Source organism: Nocardia sp. NPDC059195, assembly GCF_042754695.1.
Classification (GTDB): domain Bacteria; phylum Actinomycetota; class Actinomycetes; order Mycobacteriales; family Mycobacteriaceae; genus Nocardia.
Genome location: NZ_JBHZBG010000024.1, coordinates 59,155 through 75,882, shown reverse-complemented (window position 1 = coordinate 75,882; position 16,728 = coordinate 59,155). Strand labels below are relative to the sequence as shown.

20 protein-coding genes are annotated in these 16,728 nt (G+C 67.4%); 16 read left to right on the top strand and 4 right to left on the bottom strand.

Annotated features, from left to right (window positions below; all coding sequences use genetic code 11):
- The first annotated feature begins 29 nt into the window (after positions 1-29).
- The gene (locus tag ACFXKN_RS25575; RefSeq protein WP_378951686.1) at positions 30-608 is read left to right on the top strand and encodes a class I SAM-dependent methyltransferase; all 579 of its coding nucleotides are present in this window, start codon (positions 30-32) and stop codon (positions 606-608) included.
- A 1-nt stretch (position 609) separates the two neighbouring features.
- On the opposite strand, the gene ACFXKN_RS25570 is transcribed toward ACFXKN_RS25575, so the two are convergent.
- A complete protein-coding gene (locus ACFXKN_RS25570) occupies positions 610-882 on the bottom strand; it encodes a hypothetical protein (RefSeq protein ID WP_378951690.1) in 273 nt (90 codons plus the stop codon).
- A gap of 78 nt (positions 883-960) precedes the next feature.
- On the opposite strand from ACFXKN_RS25570, the gene ACFXKN_RS25565 reads away from it, so the two are divergent.
- The 3 genes from ACFXKN_RS25565 to ACFXKN_RS25555 are packed head-to-tail and all read left to right on the top strand — an operon-like array spanning position 961 to position 3,394.
- Entirely contained in the window at positions 961-1,398 is a 438-nt protein-coding gene (locus ACFXKN_RS25565; protein WP_378951693.1) for a DUF4247 domain-containing protein, read from the top strand.
- A 41-nt stretch (positions 1,399-1,439) separates the two neighbouring features.
- The gene (locus tag ACFXKN_RS25560; RefSeq protein ID WP_378951696.1) at positions 1,440-1,865 is read left to right on the top strand and encodes a DUF350 domain-containing protein; all 426 of its coding nucleotides are present in this window, start codon (positions 1,440-1,442) and stop codon (positions 1,863-1,865) included.
- On the top strand, positions 1,865-3,394 hold the full coding sequence (locus tag ACFXKN_RS25555) for a polyamine aminopropyltransferase (RefSeq protein ID WP_378951699.1): 1,530 nt from the start codon (positions 1,865-1,867) through the stop codon (positions 3,392-3,394). The genes ACFXKN_RS25560 and ACFXKN_RS25555 overlap by 1 nt, the downstream gene beginning before the upstream one ends.
- A gap of 2 nt (positions 3,395-3,396) precedes the next feature.
- Here ACFXKN_RS25555 and ACFXKN_RS25550 read toward each other — a convergent pair whose 3' ends face one another.
- Entirely contained in the window at positions 3,397-4,455 is a 1,059-nt protein-coding gene (locus ACFXKN_RS25550) for an NAD-dependent epimerase/dehydratase family protein (RefSeq protein ID WP_378951702.1), read from the bottom strand.
- Between the two features lie 124 nt (positions 4,456-4,579).
- Between ACFXKN_RS25550 and ACFXKN_RS25545 the strand changes: the two genes are divergently transcribed.
- The 11 genes from ACFXKN_RS25545 to ACFXKN_RS25495 all read left to right on the top strand — a co-directional run bounded on the left by ACFXKN_RS25545 (position 4,580) and on the right by ACFXKN_RS25495 (position 14,511).
- Positions 4,580-5,197, top strand: a complete 618-nt coding sequence (locus ACFXKN_RS25545) for a TetR/AcrR family transcriptional regulator (protein WP_378951714.1) — start codon at positions 4,580-4,582, stop codon at positions 5,195-5,197.
- A gap of 96 nt (positions 5,198-5,293) precedes the next feature.
- The gene (locus ACFXKN_RS25540; protein WP_378951717.1) at positions 5,294-5,614 is read left to right on the top strand and encodes a nuclear transport factor 2 family protein; all 321 of its coding nucleotides are present in this window, start codon (positions 5,294-5,296) and stop codon (positions 5,612-5,614) included.
- Positions 5,611-6,759, top strand: coding sequence for an alkaline phosphatase family protein (locus ACFXKN_RS25535; RefSeq protein WP_378951720.1), 1,149 nt, complete (start codon positions 5,611-5,613; stop codon positions 6,757-6,759). The genes ACFXKN_RS25540 and ACFXKN_RS25535 overlap by 4 nt, the downstream gene beginning before the upstream one ends.
- Positions 6,760-6,822: 63 nt before the next feature.
- Entirely contained in the window at positions 6,823-7,143 is a 321-nt protein-coding gene (locus ACFXKN_RS25530) for a hypothetical protein (RefSeq protein ID WP_378951722.1), read from the top strand.
- A gap of 152 nt (positions 7,144-7,295) precedes the next feature.
- Entirely contained in the window at positions 7,296-8,555 is a 1,260-nt protein-coding gene (locus tag ACFXKN_RS25525; protein WP_378951725.1) for a transcriptional regulator, read from the top strand.
- Between the two features lie 87 nt (positions 8,556-8,642).
- Positions 8,643-10,160 (top strand): aldehyde dehydrogenase family protein, encoded by a 1,518-nt coding sequence (locus ACFXKN_RS25520; RefSeq protein ID WP_378951728.1) that lies wholly within the window; start codon positions 8,643-8,645, stop codon positions 10,158-10,160.
- Complete coding sequence (locus tag ACFXKN_RS25515) at positions 10,160-10,567, top strand: DUF779 domain-containing protein (RefSeq protein WP_378951733.1); 408 nt, start codon at positions 10,160-10,162, stop codon at positions 10,565-10,567. The genes ACFXKN_RS25520 and ACFXKN_RS25515 overlap by 1 nt, the downstream gene beginning before the upstream one ends.
- Positions 10,568-10,786: 219 nt before the next feature.
- Positions 10,787-13,132 carry a nitrate- and nitrite sensing domain-containing protein gene (locus ACFXKN_RS25510; protein WP_378951737.1) on the top strand — a complete coding sequence of 782 codons (2,346 nt, stop codon included), beginning with the start codon at positions 10,787-10,789 and terminating at the stop codon, positions 13,130-13,132.
- 1 nt (position 13,133) lies between these two features.
- Positions 13,134-13,538, top strand: a complete 405-nt coding sequence (locus ACFXKN_RS25505) for a roadblock/LC7 domain-containing protein (RefSeq protein WP_056809728.1) — start codon at positions 13,134-13,136, stop codon at positions 13,536-13,538.
- Positions 13,539-13,550: 12 nt separating this feature from the next.
- Positions 13,551-13,925 (top strand): DUF742 domain-containing protein, encoded by a 375-nt coding sequence (locus tag ACFXKN_RS25500; protein ID WP_378951741.1) that lies wholly within the window; start codon positions 13,551-13,553, stop codon positions 13,923-13,925.
- The gene (locus tag ACFXKN_RS25495; RefSeq protein ID WP_378951743.1) at positions 13,906-14,511 is read left to right on the top strand and encodes an ATP/GTP-binding protein; all 606 of its coding nucleotides are present in this window, start codon (positions 13,906-13,908) and stop codon (positions 14,509-14,511) included. Before ACFXKN_RS25500 ends, ACFXKN_RS25495 begins: the two co-directional genes overlap by 20 nt.
- A gap of 1 nt (position 14,512) precedes the next feature.
- Here the strand turns inward: ACFXKN_RS25495 and ACFXKN_RS25490 are convergent, their stop codons facing one another.
- Positions 14,513-15,376, bottom strand: coding sequence for an SDR family NAD(P)-dependent oxidoreductase (locus ACFXKN_RS25490; protein ID WP_378951746.1), 864 nt, complete (start codon positions 15,374-15,376; stop codon positions 14,513-14,515).
- Positions 15,377-15,494: 118 nt separating this feature from the next.
- On the opposite strand from ACFXKN_RS25490, the gene ACFXKN_RS25485 reads away from it, so the two are divergent.
- Positions 15,495-16,112 (top strand): TetR/AcrR family transcriptional regulator, encoded by a 618-nt coding sequence (locus tag ACFXKN_RS25485; RefSeq protein ID WP_378951749.1) that lies wholly within the window; start codon positions 15,495-15,497, stop codon positions 16,110-16,112.
- Between the two features lie 91 nt (positions 16,113-16,203).
- Here ACFXKN_RS25485 and ACFXKN_RS25480 read toward each other — a convergent pair whose 3' ends face one another.
- Complete coding sequence (locus ACFXKN_RS25480) at positions 16,204-16,686, bottom strand: winged helix-turn-helix transcriptional regulator (RefSeq protein ID WP_378951752.1); 483 nt, start codon at positions 16,684-16,686, stop codon at positions 16,204-16,206.
- Positions 16,687-16,728: the final 42 nt, after the last annotated feature.

The window sequence follows — 16,728 nt, the reverse complement described above, 5'->3', positions numbered from 1 at the left end:
CCATCCGAGACCTGACGCGTTGACGGGTCATGCCGACGGACCCCTACTGGAATCACAACAGCCGCTACCACCCCTGGGTACTCGATCAGGTCCCCTCGAACGCCCGCACAGCGCTCGACATCGGTTGTGGCGACGGTCTGCTCGCCCGAAAGCTCGCCGACCGATGCGATGCAGTTCTCGGCGTCGACATCGACCGACAGGTCATCGACAACGCTCCCGCGGCACCCAATGTCCACCTCGAACAAGCCGACTTCCGAGATCTCGACCAAGCCTTCGATATCGTGACCGCGGTAGCCACCCTCCATCATGTCCCGCTACGTGAGGGCTTGGCCGCATTACGCACCCTGGTCGCGCCGGGCGGCACCCTCGCTGTGGTGGGTCTCTGGAAGATGCATCCCCTCGCCGATATCCACTATCTCCCACTGCTACCCGTGATCTGGGGAATCGACCGCAGGCACCGCGCGGCCGCAGGTGGGCCCGCGGCGACACTGCGCGAACCGCAGGAGACTCTCACCGAAATCCGCTCGGCGGCCACCGATCTGCTGCCCGGCGCCGAGGTGCGCCGGCGGCTCATGTGGCGCTATACCCTCCTGTGGCGCAGGCCCTGACTTATAGCGATCGCCGGATCAGCTCCCGCGCAATCTGCTGAGCCTCCAGCGGTACCGCGATTCCCGTTTTCACGTCGAGGATCAGCTGAGAACTCCACCGTGCTCGGCGAATATTGATCCGATACACCCGAATGCCGCGTGGGCCGAGTTCGGTGGCGAGGATCCGGGCCAGGGTGTGGACGGCGGCCTCGGTCGCGGCGTTGCGACCGACGTGGATCCGTATTGTCCGAATCGATGCGGTATGTCCGCCTACCTGGGTGATACAGTCCGGCAAGATTTTTCGATGGGGAGGGTCAGTCATCAACGCATCACGGACTGTTGTGTGGCGCACCGGGCACGGGGGGTCGAGTCGATGAATCGCACCCGGTGGATCATCGCGAGCCTGCTCGCTGTGGTTGCGGTAGTCGTGGCGGTGGTCGTCGTTGTGGTTGCCACGCGGGACGAGGATCCGCGTGAATTCGTCGCAGAGAAGTATCGGCGAGCCCAACAACTCGATCAGGCGAACAACGGTCTAGCGTTCCTCGCCACCGCCGCACCTGCCGCGGTGGCCGCCGCGATCGCGAAAGCGACCGATCCGCGCGACAAGCGCAATACCGGTGACAACCACTATCTGCGATTCGACCGGGATCTCGTCGCGGTGTCACCGCATGCCGGTGGATCCCTCGTCCTGGTCGACAGCTTGTCCAACGGCACTCGCCGCCATCACAGCCACATCAGCGGCTACGGCTGGACCAGCGGTTCGGCGGCAGGCGACTACCGCGGCGGCGGCAGCGACAACGGCGGCAAGTAGTTCATTCGGGCATCTCGCTCGCACAACACAGGAGGACACTCATGCTCGCCGACCTGGCGGCGGACGCGGGCGCCGCGCTCGCCTATTCCGCGGTGGGAATCGTGTTGATGGCCGTCGGTTTCGGCGTCGTCGACCTGCTCACCCCCGGCGACCTGCGCGCCCAGATCTGGATCGAACGCAACCGCAATGCCGCGATCCTGCTCGCCTCGAACCTGTTCGGGGTCGGGATCATCGTGGCCGTGGCCATCTGGACCTCCGAGGGCAAGATCGCCGAGGCCCTGCTGGCGAGCGCGATCTACGGCGTGATCGGGCTGGCCGCGATGGCGGTGGCGTTCGTGCTGCTCGACGCGCTCACTCCCGGTGACTTCCGGGCCGTCGTCGCCGACGCGGAACCGCATCCGGCGGTGTGGGTCACGGCGTCGGCGCATATCGCGGTCGCGCTGGTGGTGGCCGCGGGCCTGACCTGATGCCGCGGCACCGCCTGGCCAGGGCGGCGCTGCTGGCGACCGTGTTCGTGTGCGCGGCATGCGGTTTGGTGTACGAGCTGTCGCTGGTCACCCTCGGGAGCTATCTGATCGGTGACACCGCCGCCCAGGCCTCGATCACGCTGAGCGTGATGGTGTGTTCGATGGGTGTCGGCGCGCTGGTGGCCAAACCGTTGCGGCCCCGTGCCGCTGCCGCTTTCGTGGCGGTGGAGTTGACGTTGGCCGTGGTCGGCGGGCTGTCGGTAGCCGCTCTGTACGCCAGTTACGCGTGGCTCAATATCTATACGGGCACGCTGGTGCTGGCGGCGGCGGTGATCGGCATGCTCGTCGGTGCGGAGATTCCGCTGCTGATGGAGTTGCTGCAGGACATCCGCGAGCAGGAGGCCAGCAGCGCGGTCGCCGATCTGTTCGCGGCCGACTATGTGGGTGCGCTACTGGGCGGCTTGGCGTTTCCGTTCCTGCTGCTGCCGGTGTTCGGCCAGATCCGCGGCAGTCTGGTGGTGGGGGTCGTTAACGCCGTCGCCGGACTCGCGTTGGCGTTCTTCTTCTTCCGCGACAAGATGACGCGCGGCGCCCGCCACACCCTGATCGCCGCCACCGTCGCGGTCGCCTGCGGCCTCACCGGAAGCTACCTCTACGCCGACCGTTTCGAGGCGACCGCGCAGCAGGCCCTGTTCGCCCACCCGATCGTGTGGCAGACGCGCACGCCCTATCAGCAGATCGTGCTCACCGAATCGTTCTCCCCGTTCGCCACCACCGATACCCGGCTGTATCTCAACGGCGGACTCCAGTTCTCCTCGGTCGACGAATATCGCTACCACGAGGCGCTGGTGCACCCGGTGCTGTCCGGCCCGCACCGGTCGGTGCTGGTCCTCGGTGGCGGCGACGGCCTCGCGCTGCGCGAGATCCTGCGCTATCCCGACATCGCCGAGGTGACACTGGTCGAACTCGATCCGGCGATGATCGACCTCGCCCGCACCGACGACCGCCTGGTCGGCCTGAACGACCATGCGTTCGACGACCCGCGAGTCGAGGTGGTCAACGCCGACGCGTTCACCTGGTTACGCAGCGCCCCAGGCCTTTTCGACGCGGTGATCGTCGACCTGCCCGACCCTGACCAGACCTCGGTGGCCAAGCTGTACTCGCAAGAGTTCTACGCGATGACCGCCAATGTACTGGCGCCCGGCGCCCGCATGGTCGTCCAATCGGGCTCGCCCTTCTTCGCCCCGCGGTCCTTCTGGACCATCGACGCCACCCTGCGTTCCGCGGGTCTGCACACCACCCCCTACCACGTGGACGTCCCGAGCTTCGGCGACTGGGGCTTCGTGCTGGCCTCGGCCACCGTGGCCCCGACCCCGTCCCTGCGCAGCCCCGGCCCGCTGCGCTCCCTGGACGCCGCCACCCTCACCGCGGCCACCGTCTTCCCGCCGGATCGGCGCCCGGTCGACCCCGAGGTCTCGACCTTGATGCACCCGGTGATTCTGGATCTGCAACGCCAAGAATGGCGTTGACTTCAGACCCGAACACGCGATGGCTTCGCGGGCCGGTCGGGGGCGGTGACGATGCCGAAGGCGATCAAGCTGTCGGCGGTGTCACGGATGGTGTCCTCGATCGGGCGCATGGTCCAGCCCAGTTCGCGCCGGGCCTTGTCCGCACTGACATGTTCGGTGCGGCCGAGAACCGGCACGGTCAAGCGGACGCCCTTGTCGAAGACCGCGACGAGGCGGATCGCCCAGTTCGGCAGGATCCGGGTGGGGACACGGAACCCCTCGGCGGCGTAGTCGCGGGCCAGCAGGCGGGCCAACTCGCCCATCCACAGTGGGTCGGTCGCGCAGATGTATCGATTGCCCGCCGCCTCGGGAACTTCCATCGCCAGCCGATGCGCGACAGCGAGGTCGCGCACGTCGACGGGGGTCCAGCCGGTCTTCACCGAACCCGGGACGTCGCGAGCGAGCAGGCGGCGGACCGGTTCGTGAGAGGTGCTGGTCCGGGCTTCGAGCAGCGGGCCGAGGATCATGCCGGGATTGACCACCACCAGTTCGAGACCGGCGGTGGCGGGCAGGGATTCGACGAACTCCCAGGCCGCCCGTTCGGCCAGGGTCTTGCTCTTCTGATAGGCGGGGATGCGGTCGACCACCGACCAGTCGTCCTCGGTGCGCACCGTGTCCACGTCATGGCCATAGGCGACGGCGGCGACCGAGGACGTGAGCACGACGCGGCGTACACCGGCGGCCGCGGCGGCGCGCAGCACGCGCAGGGTGCCCTGGACCGCGGGTTCGATGAGGTCTTTCTCGTTGTCGGGCGGTGTGGCGGGGAACGGTGACGCGACGTGCAGCACGGTGTCGCAATCCGCGACCGCCGCGGCCCAGCCCGCATCGTCGTCGAGGGAGGCCGCGACGAATTCCAGGTCACCACCGGTGCGGCGGGCGAGTTCGGTGAGATGGGCGCGGCGGGCGTGCGCGGCGAGATCGCGCACGGTGGCGCGCACGGCGTAGCCGTGCTCGAGGAGTTCGGCGATGCAGTGGCCGGCGACGAAACCTGTCGCGCCGGTGACGAGTACCCGAGTGGTCATGGTGGTCATCCATTCCGTCGATTCGGTGGAGCACGCATCTAAGCGATGCTCAATTAATCTAAACACTGCATAGATTTCCTGTCCAGTGCCAATTCCGGCCGGAATCTCGCCTACGCTCAGCAGGGTGAAGCGCACCAGTTACCACCACGGCGACCTGCGCGCCACGCTGATGCAGGCTTGCCTGCGCCTGATCGAGAGCGAGGGCCTGGCCGCGGTGAGCCTGCGCCGCGTCGCCAGAGAGGCCGGGGTCAGCAGTGGCGCGCCCTATCACCATTTCGCCGACCGCGCCGCGCTGCTCTCGGCCCTGTCGATCGACGGCTTCCAGCAGCTGGCCGCCTACATGGTCGCCGCCAGGGCGGCGTCGGCCGACCCGCTGGCCGCGCTCACCGAACTCGGTGATGCCTACGTGCGGTTCTCCCGCGATCACCCCGCCCAGTTCCGGCTCATGTTCCGACCTGAGCTGTCCCAGCCGGAAAAGCACCCCGATGCCCACGCCGCCGGTGACGCCGCATTCGACGTGCTGGTCGACACCGTCGCCGAATGTGTCGCCACCGGCGCACTGCCCGCCGACCGCGCCGACACCCTCGCCGTCGCCTGGTGGGGGCTGGCCCACGGGCTGGCGTCGCTGTGGCTCGACGGTCATCTCGAGAAGCGCAGCGAACAAATGGGTACCAACGCGCCCGAGCTGGTCGACACGATCATGCGCACATTCACCGCGCTGATCGCGCCGAGTTCGTCCTGACGCGCCGCCGATATTCCGTCGGCCCGGCGTGTGCACTCACCTACAGTGGGTAGAACCGTGTTTGTCGTTGCGTAGCCGTTTCGAGCAGGAGGCCCGATGTCTGGCACCGCGAAACTCGATCCCGTGGTCGAGGCGTTCGTCGACGCACTCAACGCGCAGGACACCGACCAGTTCTACGGTGTGCTCACCGAAGACGCGACCATGTCCGATGATGGTGTCGAACGCAATCTCGCACAGTGGACAGAGGCCGAGATCTTCAGCAGCAACGGGCATCTCGCCGTAGACACGGTCGACTCCGACGACGGCCTCGCACTCACCGCCGACTACACCAACAGCCGGTGGGGTTCGATGCGAACCACCTGGCAGTTCGTCCTGCGCGACGGGCTGATCAGCCGATTCGAAACAGGACAGGCGTGACCGACGATCTTCTGCTGACACCGCGTTACGGCACCGCCGCACTCTCCGATCTACTCCCCTCGGTACTGACCTGCCTCGGCGTACCCGGCGATACCGACCGACTCGGCCTCGAACTCGATGTCGACCGGGTCTGTGTGCTGCTCGTCGACGGACTCGGCGCGCACGCCCTGGCCGCCGAATCCACTGCGGCGCCGTTCCTGACCAGCCTGCCCGAGGCGACCCTCGATGCCGGTTTTCCGAGCACGACGGCAACGAGCCTGACCACCCTCGGCACCGGACTGCCGTCGGGCGAGCACGGCATCGTCGGTTACACCATGCGTCTGCCCGGCGAAGAACGCCTGTTCAATTCGCTCCGGTGGCAACTCACCGGCGCAGGGCCGAAGGTGGACGCGCTCACCGCGTACCCGCCCGACCGAATTCAGCCGCGCCGCACCATCTTCGAGCGCGCGACCGATGCGGGCATCGCCGCCGTGCAGGTGGCGCCGAGCTACCAGGACGGCTCCGGCCTGACCCTGGCCGGGTGGCGCGGCGGCGGATTCCGCACCGCCTATTCGGTCGGTGATCTCGTCGACGGCGTCCTGACGGCCCTCACCTGCGCACCGAAAACCCTTGTCTACACCTATCATTCAGAACTCGACACCACCGGCCACGCGCGCGGACCCGCCAGCCGGGCGTGGCGATTCGAGCTCGCCAATGTCGACCGGATCGCCGCCGAGATCGCGGCGCGGCTGCCCGCTCGCTCGGCGCTCATCGTCACCGCCGATCACGGCATGGTCGAACTCGTCGAGCGCATCGACTTCGACACCCACCCGCACCTGCCGGAAAACGTCCTGGCACTCGGCGGTGAACCACGCGCCCGCCACGTCTACACCGACGCGAGTGCTTCGGTCGCCGATACCTGGCGAGGCGTTCTCGGGAGCAGGTTCCTGGTACGCACCCGAGACGAAGCGATCGACGCGGGCTGGTTCGGCCCGGCGCCCACCCGGGAGGCCGCCGCACGCATCGGCGATCTCGTCGTGATCGCGAGCGGCGACGGCGGTGTCGTGCGGTCCGGCGCCGAACCGCTGCAATCGTTGATGGTCGGCCACCACGGCTCGCTCACCCCCGCTGAACTGCGGGTTCCCCTGCGGATCCACCGCGCCTGAGCACCACCACCTAAGCTGTCACCGACGCGCAGGTGCGCGTAGCGAACCATTCCAGGAGGAACCATGCACGCCAACACCCGTACCGGCGCTGTCGCGGTGGGCGTCGCGGTGCTGGCGGCACTGGTTACCGGCTGCACCGAGGTCGAGCGAGTGCTCAACCAGGGTGGCGAAACGAGCTGCCGCGACTACGTCAACCAGGACGCGAACACCAAGCGGATCACCATCACCAAGGCGATCAAGCAACAGACCGGCAACGACAACGAACCCGCGGGCACCGTGGTCGACTCGATGATCGTGCAGGTCGACCTGTTGTGCGCGACCCAGCGCAATGTCGACACTCCGATCAAGAACGCCGATATCGCCGGGATCTTCCTCAACAAGTAGTCGACGTCAAGGCGACGCGACAGGCTACCGACCGGCGACCTGGTCGTCCTCGGCACAAACGTTCCCATGGTGGTGGCAGAGCTGATAGACAGTAAGCGCCACACCGATTCTCGTCGCAGGAACGGTGCGTCACCGACGAGCAGGGAGTGAACGTGGCCGAGGACGCAGGAAGGCCCCCATACCCGATCGCCGGACCGCACAGGCCCGAACGGCTCTCCGACTACCGGGTCGAGCTCGAGAAGCAGTGGAACCGCCTGGCAGCACCCTCACGCCCCCTGACGCTGCCCCGTGACACCGGTGCCGTGCGCAACGATGTCGCCAAATCCTGGCAGCGCTCCCTGCACACCGTCGACCCCGCCACCGAAGTCGCTCCCGGATTCAGCGACATCAGCGACCGCTGGTCGGAGTCCCCGCTGCGCAGGCCCGTCACCGAACTCGCGGGCCAGCTGCGCGGAATGGCCGAGGAGTCGGGCTATCTCGCTGTCGTCAGTGACGAATCGGGCACCATCTTGTGGACCGCGGGCGATCGCACGCTGCGCCGCCAGGGGGAAGCGGTGAACTTCGCGCCCGGCGGGGTGTGGGACGAAAGCCATATGGGCACCAACGGCTTATCCCTGGCCCTGCACGACGACAGGGCCGTTACCGTGTTCTCCGCCGAGCATCTCGTCGCCGCGCTGCACGGCTGGGTCTGCTACTCCGCACCCATCCACGGCCCCGACGGCCGAACAGTCGGTGTGCTCGACCTGTCCTCGACCTGGGAACGCTCGCATCCGATGGTGATGACCTCGGTGCGCGCGCTGGTCACCGCTGTGGAGACGATGCTGCGCGCCGAAGCACCGACGCCCGCGCCGGGTGTACGGCTCGAATGCCTCGGCGCGGCAAGACTTTTGCGCGACGGCCGACCGGTGCCGCTGCCGCCACGTCAACTCGAGATCCTGGCGCTGCTGGCGCTCGAGCCCGACGGCTACACCCCCGAACAGCTGCACGCCGCGGTCTACGGTGAACGGTCGGTGTCGCTGAACACGCTCAAAGCCGATGTGTCGCACCTGCGCCGCGCCACCCGCGGCGAGATCGCGAACCGGCGCTACATGCTCACCGGTGCGGTCTCCTGCGACGCGGTGGATCTGCTGGCCGCTATCGAGGGCGGCGACCTCACCTCCGCGCTGTATCTGTATCGCGGACCGCTGCTGCCCGGTTCGGATCTGCCGGGCGTCGAACAGTGGCGCGCCCATCTCGACGTCGGCATCCGCAACGCCGTGCTCGGCAGCGACCGACCCGAGCACGCCGTCGCGTTCGGGCAGCGGTGCCCCGGCGATGTCGCCGTGCACGAGCACGCCCTGCGGCTACTGCCTCGCGACGATGTCCGGCGCGCCGTCGTCACGGCCCGACTTTTCACCGCGCGACAGTCCTGACCTGCACAAACGCCGTCACCAACCTCGTACCAACCTTCTCCGACAATAGTGTGGGACACCACGCAAGGGTCGCGAGGAGCGAGGCGCATGATCTACGGCAAACCCGGATCGGATACCGGCATAGTCAGCTATGCCCCCCGATACGACAACTTCATCGGAGGTGACTGGTCTCCCCCTGTCGAAGGCCGCTATTTCGACAACACGTCACCGGTCGACGGTGAGACCTTCTGCGCGGTGGCCCGTTCCACCGCCGCCGATATCGATATGGCGCTCGAAGCCGCGCACCGCGCCACCGAGCGCTGGGCCGCGACCTCGGTCACCGAGCGGTCCGACATCCTGCTCAAGATCGCCGACCGGATCGAGAACAGCCTCGAACCACTGGCGGTGGCCGAAACCTGGGACAACGGCAAACCGGTTCGCGAAACCCTCGCGGCCGACCTCCCGCTGGCCATCGATCACTTCCGCTACTTCGCGGGTGTGCTGCGCGCCCAAGAGGGATCGCTGTCCCAGATCGACGCCGATACCGTCGCCTATCACTTCCACGAACCGCTCGGGGTGGTCGGGCAGATCATTCCGTGGAACTTCCCGATCCTGATGGCCGCCTGGAAACTCGCGCCCGCGCTGGCGGCGGGCAACTGCGTGGTGATCAAACCGGCCGAACAGACACCGGCCTCACTGCTGCTCGTCGTCGAACTCATCGCGGATCTGCTGCCCGACGGAGTTCTCAACGTGGTCAACGGCTTCGGCGCCGAGGCGGGCAAACCCCTGGCGCAGAGCCCGCGCGTGGCCAAGATCGCCTTCACCGGGGAGACCACCACCGGGCGGCTGATCATGCAGTACGCGAGCGAGAACATCATTCCGGTCACCCTCGAACTCGGCGGCAAGAGCCCCAACATCTTCCTGCCCGATGTGCTGGCCGCCGACGACGACTACCTCGACAAGGCCGTCGAGGGGTTCGTCATGTTCGCCCTGAACCAGGGCGAGGTGTGCACGTGCCCGTCGCGGGCGCTGATCCACTCGTCGATCTACGACGAGTTCCTCGCCCGAGCCATCGCCCGCACCGAGGCCATCGTGTCCGGTCATCCGCTCGACACCGAGACGATGATCGGCGCGCAGGCCGGCAACGACCAGTACGAGAAGATTCTGTCCTATTTCGACATCGGCAGAGCCGAAGGCGCCCGCGTGCTCACTGGAGGGGAAGCACGCAAGGTCGACGGCCTGCCGGGTGGGTACTACATCGAACCCACCGTCTTCTCCGGTGACAACACGATGCGGATCTTCCAGGAGGAGATCTTCGGCCCGGTCGTCGCGGTCACCCGCTTCGATACCGTCGACGAAGCGATCCGCATCGCCAACGACACCCTCTACGGTCTCGGTGCGGGCGTGTGGACCCGCGATATGAACACCGCCCATCGACTCGGGCGCGGCATCAAGGCAGGTCGGGTCTGGACCAACTGCTATCACGCCTACCCCGCCCACGCCGCGTTCGGCGGCTACAAGAAGTCGGGATTCGGCCGGGAGAACCACGCGATGATGCTCGGGCACTACCAGCAGACCAAGAACCTGCTGGTCAGTTATTCGACAACGAAACTCGGGATGTTCTGATGCAGAATCGAATCCACCGTGTGGAGATCACCGAGCGCGCCCAGACCCTGCTCCGCAGGCTTATCGAGGACAACGGCCCCGTCCTGTTCCGCCAGGCGGGCGATTGCTGCGACGACGACAGCGCCCCGCGGTGCCTGTCGGCCAAGCAGTTCCCGATCGAGAAGGCCGACATCCTGCTCGGCCGGCTCAGCTGGCACACCGAATTCTGGATCAGCGCCGAGCAATTCGAATGCTGGAAAGATACCCACCTCACCGTCGATGTGACGCGCGGTGAGGCCGCTGAGGACTCCCTCGAAGCCGGGCAGGGCATGCGATTCGTGTTGCGCGCCAGGCTGCTGACCGAGGCGGAGAACGTGGCACTGGCGGCCGCACCGCCACCACGAACGGGCGCCGACCGCACGCTGTAGCGGCGCCGTCGAAACCTGACCTGGCAGCATCTTTCCCGGGGTTGGCAGGTCACGGCGAGCCCCCGCCGACTGGGCCATCGCGGCTCAGCCGGCGGGGTGAGCTCGCCGTTTTTCGTGTGTGCCCCCCATATAGCAAATGTGTTCCCGCGCAAACCAAATCGCGTCTCGCTCACCGAGACACGCACGACAACACTGCAACGATTCCGTTACGTTATAGCGATGTTCTTAGCGAGACTCGGTGTGCGCACCCGGATTCTGGCGATTGCCCTCATCCCCAGTTTGACTCTGGTGGTGGTCGGCGTCGGTACGGCGGGCTACCTGGTCGAGCAGAGCGACAAGGCCGAATCGTGGGCGGTGCGGCTGCAGGCTGCCGCGGTTCCGGCCCGCGAACTGATCGAGTCGGTCCAATCCGAGCGACACCTCACCCTGGCGCACCTGGCCGGCGATGAGACCGCGGCACTCGGGCTCGCCGCCGCGCGCACGCGCATGGACGGCGCGTTTCGCGGACTGCTCGCCGCCGGCGAGACCTTGCGCGCGATCGATGACACCAATATCGGCGGCGACAAGGCTGGTTTCGCCACGCTCGGCACGCACCTGGACGGTGTACGCAAGGGCGCCGACGCCCGGATGCTGCCGATTTCGGACGCCTACCTGTTCTACAACTCGTTGCTCAACGTGATCATCCAGGGCACCAAAGTCGCCGAGCGTGCGGCGCCCGACGCGATCGTCGCGTCCGGTGTGGCCCAGGGTCTGCGCTTGCTCGGTGCCGCTGAGGCGATGTCACGCAGTAACGCGGTCGCCACCGCGATGGTGGCCTCGGACGGAAACTCGACTATTCCGCTCGACGAGTTCATCAACCAGACCGGCCTCTACCACGGTGAAATCGCCAACCTGGCGGCCGGACTCGACGAACCGGAGCGCAGTGCTGTCGTCGCCTTGACGGCCACCGGGCACTGGCAGCAGCTCACCGCCATGGAATCCGTTCTCGTGCAGCGTTTCGCAGTGTCGGAGGCCGCCCAGTCGGGCACCTCGACCAGCAAGTCCGTCACACCCGCCGCGCTGCCGATGGCGACACCCGACTGGCAGAACGCCGCGGCCGAGGTCAACCGGAGCCTGCTCGACTCCTATGCCGCGTACAACGACCACGTCCAGAACCTCGCCGAGGACTCCGCGCGTAAAGCCGAGACGAACGCCGCACTGGCCGGCGGCGGCGTGCTCGCGCTCAGTGTGCTCGTCTTCGTAGTCGCGGTGATCCTGGCCAACCGGATCATCCGCCGCCTGCGCCGCCTGCGCACCGCCACACTGCAACTCGCCGACGAGAAGCTGCCCGCCACCATGCGCACCCTGCGCGACGGCGGCGAGGTCGACAAGGCCGAGACCGCCCCCACGCTGGACTTCGGGCGCGACGAGATCGGTCAGGTCGCCGAGGCCTTCGAGCACGCCGCCGCGGCGGCGATCGGTGCCGCGGTCGACGAGGCCCGCACGCGTGAGGGTGTGCGCGCGGTATTCCTCAATATCGCCCACCGCAGCCAGATCGTGGTGCACCGCCAGCTCGAGATCCTCGACGAAGCCGAACGCCGCCAAGAGGATCCGGCGCTGCTGGAGACGCTGTTCCGGCTCGACCACCTGGCCACTCGTGAGCGCCGCAACGCCGAGAACCTGATCATCCTCGGCGGCGGCCGGCCGGGGCGGCAGTGGCGTCAGCCGGTGCCCGTGATGGACGTGGTGCGCAGCGCCATCGGCGAGACACTCGACTACGCGCGCGTGCGGGTCACCAAGCTGCCCGAGGTCAGCGTCGTCGGCACCGTCGTGGCCGACCTCGTGCACCTGCTCGCCGAGCTGGTCGACAACGCCACCGCGTTCTCCCCGCCGCAGTCGCGGGTCGAGGCGGGCGGCAATGTCGTCGGCAAGGGTGTGGTCGTCGAGATCACCGACCAGGGCATGGGCATGAGCGCCGACGACCTGGTGCGCTACAACAACATGCTGGCCGATCCGCCGGACTTCGGTGTCGGCACGCTGTCCTCGGACTCGCGCCTCGGCCTGTTCGTCGTCGCCCGGCTTGCCCTCGCACACGGCGTCTCGGTGCGGCTGAGCGAGTCCGATTACGGCGGCATCCGTGCCATCGTGCTGATCCCCCAGCAGTTGCTGGCGGGCGAGGCCGACCTGGCGGGCATGCCGCCCACGATGACCGGCCCGCTGCGCCGTGGCCTGCCCGCGCCGCAGGAATCGGGACCGGTCGCCGCCATCGAATCGGCTCCGGCGCCCGTCGCGACCCTGGTCGCCGACCCGCCGACCCCGCGTCCGATGGCGCCGGCCCCGGACGTGTCCGCCGTGCAGACCCCGCGCTACGACACCGGCTCCGATGAACGCCCCGCACTGCCGCGCCGCAGCAGGCAGACGAATCTGGCCCCCGAGCTCACCGAGCCCGCCGCCGAGGTCCCATCAGTGCCCGAGCGCCCCCGCTCCGCAGAACAGGCGCGCGACATCATGTCCGCGATCGAGAACGGCACCCGTCAGGGTCGCAAACCACAGACCACATCGAACCAGGACGAACAGGAAGGCTGAGGTGAACTCTTCCCCCGGTGATCTCAACTGGCTACTCGACGATCTCGTCGACCGGCTGGCAGGGGTCCGCTACGCGGTTGTGCTGTCCACCGACGGACTGCTGCTCGGACGCTCCTCGCAGATGAAGCGTGAAGATGCCGAACACTTCGCCGCCATGTCCTCGACCCTCTACGGTCTCGCGCGCAGCGCGGGTAGCCGGTTCGACGGCGGCGGCGTGCGCCAAGCGGTGATCGAGCTCGATCGGGCGGTACTCTTCGTCACCTCGGCAGGTGAAAACGCTTGTCTGGCACTGCAAGCCAACGAGTCGGCCAATCTCGGCATGGTCGCCTACGAAATGAATCTCACTGTGCAGCGGGTCGGCAGTTATCTGTCGACGGAGCCGCGGCACGGGCATGCGCAGCTATAGGAAGTTTCGACTATGACTCGACTCGGCGATCCGTGGTTCGACGACGCGGCTGGACCCCTGGTCCGGCCGTACGCGGTGACCCGCGGCCGCACCATGGGCGCGGCGCACGACCTGGACATGCTCACGGTGGTGGTAGCAGTGCATCCCGCCCCCACCCTGCGCAAACCAGAACCCGAGTACACGACGATTGCGCGGTTGTGCAAGCGTCCGCAGTCGGTGGCCGAGGTCTCGGCCGTGCTGAAACTGCCTCTGGCGGTGACCAAGATCCTCGTCGGTGATCTCATCGCCGAGGGCCACCTCATCTTCCGGGCTCCGGTATCGGCCGAGGCCGGTGCCGGTGACCTCAACATATTGCGAGCGGTTCTGGATGGCATCCGAAAACTTTGACCCGATGTCCGCAGGCGACCAGCACATGGCCGCCTCGGTCAAAATCCTCATTGCCGGCGGCTTCGGCGTCGGCAAGACCACCATGGTCGGCGCGATCAGTGAGATCGCGCCACTACGGACCGAAGAGCTGATCACCGAAGTCAGCACCGGTGTCGACGACCTGTCGGGCGTGGAGCAGAAGCACACGACCACCGTCGCGCTGGACTTCGGTCGCATCACCATCGACCGGGATCTGGTGCTGTACCTGTTCGGCACGCCCGGACAGGACCGCTTCTGGTTCCTCTGGGACGAGCTGTGCCGTGGCGCCCTCGGGGCCATCGTGCTGGCCGACACCCGGCGGTTGAGCAATTCGTTCGCGGCGGTCGATTTCTTCGAACGGCGTGGCTTGCCGTTCCTGATCGCGGTGAACTGCTTCGACGGCGCGCCGCGCTACACCATCGACGAGGTGCGTGACGCGCTGGACCTGGATCCCAATACTCCGGTGATCCTGTGCGACGCGCGCGATCGGCCCTCGGCCAAGGCGGTGCTGACCCACCTGGTCGAGTACCTGATCGACCGCGCCGCACGGACTCCGGTCACCACCTGAGCTACGACGCCGAGCCCGGCGCGGCTACTGCCCGCTCCGCGGCTCGGCTGGTCTGCTCCCAGGCCGACCAGGTCGCCGCCTTGGCGCGCGCGAGATGGAAAGCCAAGTCGTACACCATGTCTCCGAGCAGCAGCCGCAGCGGCGGCTCGTCGGAGTTCACGAGCGTGAGCAGCGCAACGGCGGCGAGGGCAGGTTCGCTGTCGACGGATCCCTCGGCCCACTGCGCCTCGAGCTGGGCGCGCAGCGGGGCGTAGGCCTCGATCGGCGTGGTGTTCGCCATGGCCGAATACAGGTCGGTCCAGTAGCCGCCCGGCTGCAGAATGCTCAGCGAGACACCGAATTCCCCGGCTTCCAGTGCCAGCGCCTCACTCATGCCCTCCAGCGCGAATTTGCTCGCCGCGTACATCCCCGACAGTGGGAAACCGGCGAGCCCGCCGATACTGGAGACCTGCACGATGTGCCCGGAGCGCTGGGTGCGCAAGTGCGGAAGCACGGCCTGACTCACCCACAGCGCACCGAAGAAGTTGACCTCCATCTGGGCGCGAGCCTGCGCTTCGGTGAATTCCTCGATCATGCCCATCGACAGGGTGCCCGCGTTGTTGACCACGATGTCGAGGCGGCCGAAGTGGGCGACGGCGGCATCGACCGCCTCGTGCACCGCGCCACGATCGATGACGTCGAGGGTCAGCGGCAGCACCTTTTCCGGGTGGGCCGCGGCGAGTTCGTCGAGTGCGGATCGAGTGCGGGCCGCGACAGCGACCCGGTCCCCCGCCGCCAGTGCGGCTTCGGCGAAGGCACGGCCGAGACCGCGGCTCGCTCCGGTGATGAACCAGACACGAGATGCGGTGGTACCGGCGGTGGTCATAGCAGTCCTCCTCGACTAGACAAGACGTTGCGTCTCGTCTGATGATTCGAGGATTCCACTGATTCATCGCGCTGTCAAGACGCAACGTCTCGTCTCTCTTGATTGCTATGATGGCCGTATGAGCCAGCAGGTGAATCCCGCGCCCCGACCGTCAGCGGACGCGACCCGGCGCAATGAAGGATCCCGGCGCGCGATCCTGTCCGCCGCATTCGAGCTGGCGGGCGAGATCGGCTTCGACAAGCTGACCATCGAGGCGATCGCCGCCACAGCAGGCGTCGGCAAGCAGACGATCTACCGATGGTGGCCGTCCAAGGGCGCGGTCCTGCTGGATGCCTTCCTGATGCTCAGCGAGACCGGCGACGACGAGGCATCGGGCCTGCCCGACACCGGCGACCTGGAAGCCGACCTGAAACTCGTTCTCCACGCCACCGTCGCCGAACTCGCCGACCCCCACTTCGACCTCCCCTTACGCGGCCTGACCAGCGCGATTTTGAACGACACCGCCCTGGCCACCACCTATGTCGAACGCCTCCAGGCGCCCATGGACGACCTGAAACGCCGCAGACTGCACGCCGCGCAGGCCGCGGGACAGATCGCCGCCGACGTCGATCTCGACGTGGCCATCGCGATGATCTGGGGTCCTCTATTGGACCGATGGCTGCTGCGCACCGGCACCCTGACCACCGAATTCGCCGATCGCGTTGTCGAGACCGCCCTCCGCGGCCTGCGCGGCTGAACTCACAGAACAGGCTGTCCGGCAGCGACATTCGGCCGACCACGCCAGGCCGACGAGCAATAGATCGTCCAGAACAAGCCCCGAGCGGCCGTTACCCCCGCAGCGCCGCGGGCAACGGGGAGCGCTCACCGGCGCCGGGGCCGTCCACCGGTTGCAGGTCGCGGCCGTTGACCCGCTCCCCACAGTGCGAGCAGGTCGGCTCGACCGTAGCGACGTGGCCGCAGCTGCGATGCAGCGCCTCGACCGGGGCGCCGTTCGGAGCAGCCCATTCGTCGCCCCACTGGCGCATCGCGGTCACCACCTGCCAGAGGGAGCGACCCTTGGCCGTCAGCCGGTAGTCGTAGCGAACGGGGTTGTCCTGGTAGGGCTCTCGGGTCATGATCTCGTGCTCGACGAGGCCGTCGAGGCGCTGGGCCAGCACGTTGCGGGCGATGCCGAGGCGGTCGCGGAAGTCGTCGAAGCGGGTGACACCGAACAGCGCGTCGCGCACGATCAGCAGCGTCCACCACTCCCCGACCACCTCCAGGCACTGGGCCAGGGAGCAGTTCATGTCTTCGAAGCTGGTGCGTCGCATGAGCCGAGTCTAGTCGGTTGCATGAAAGAACTCACCCACCTA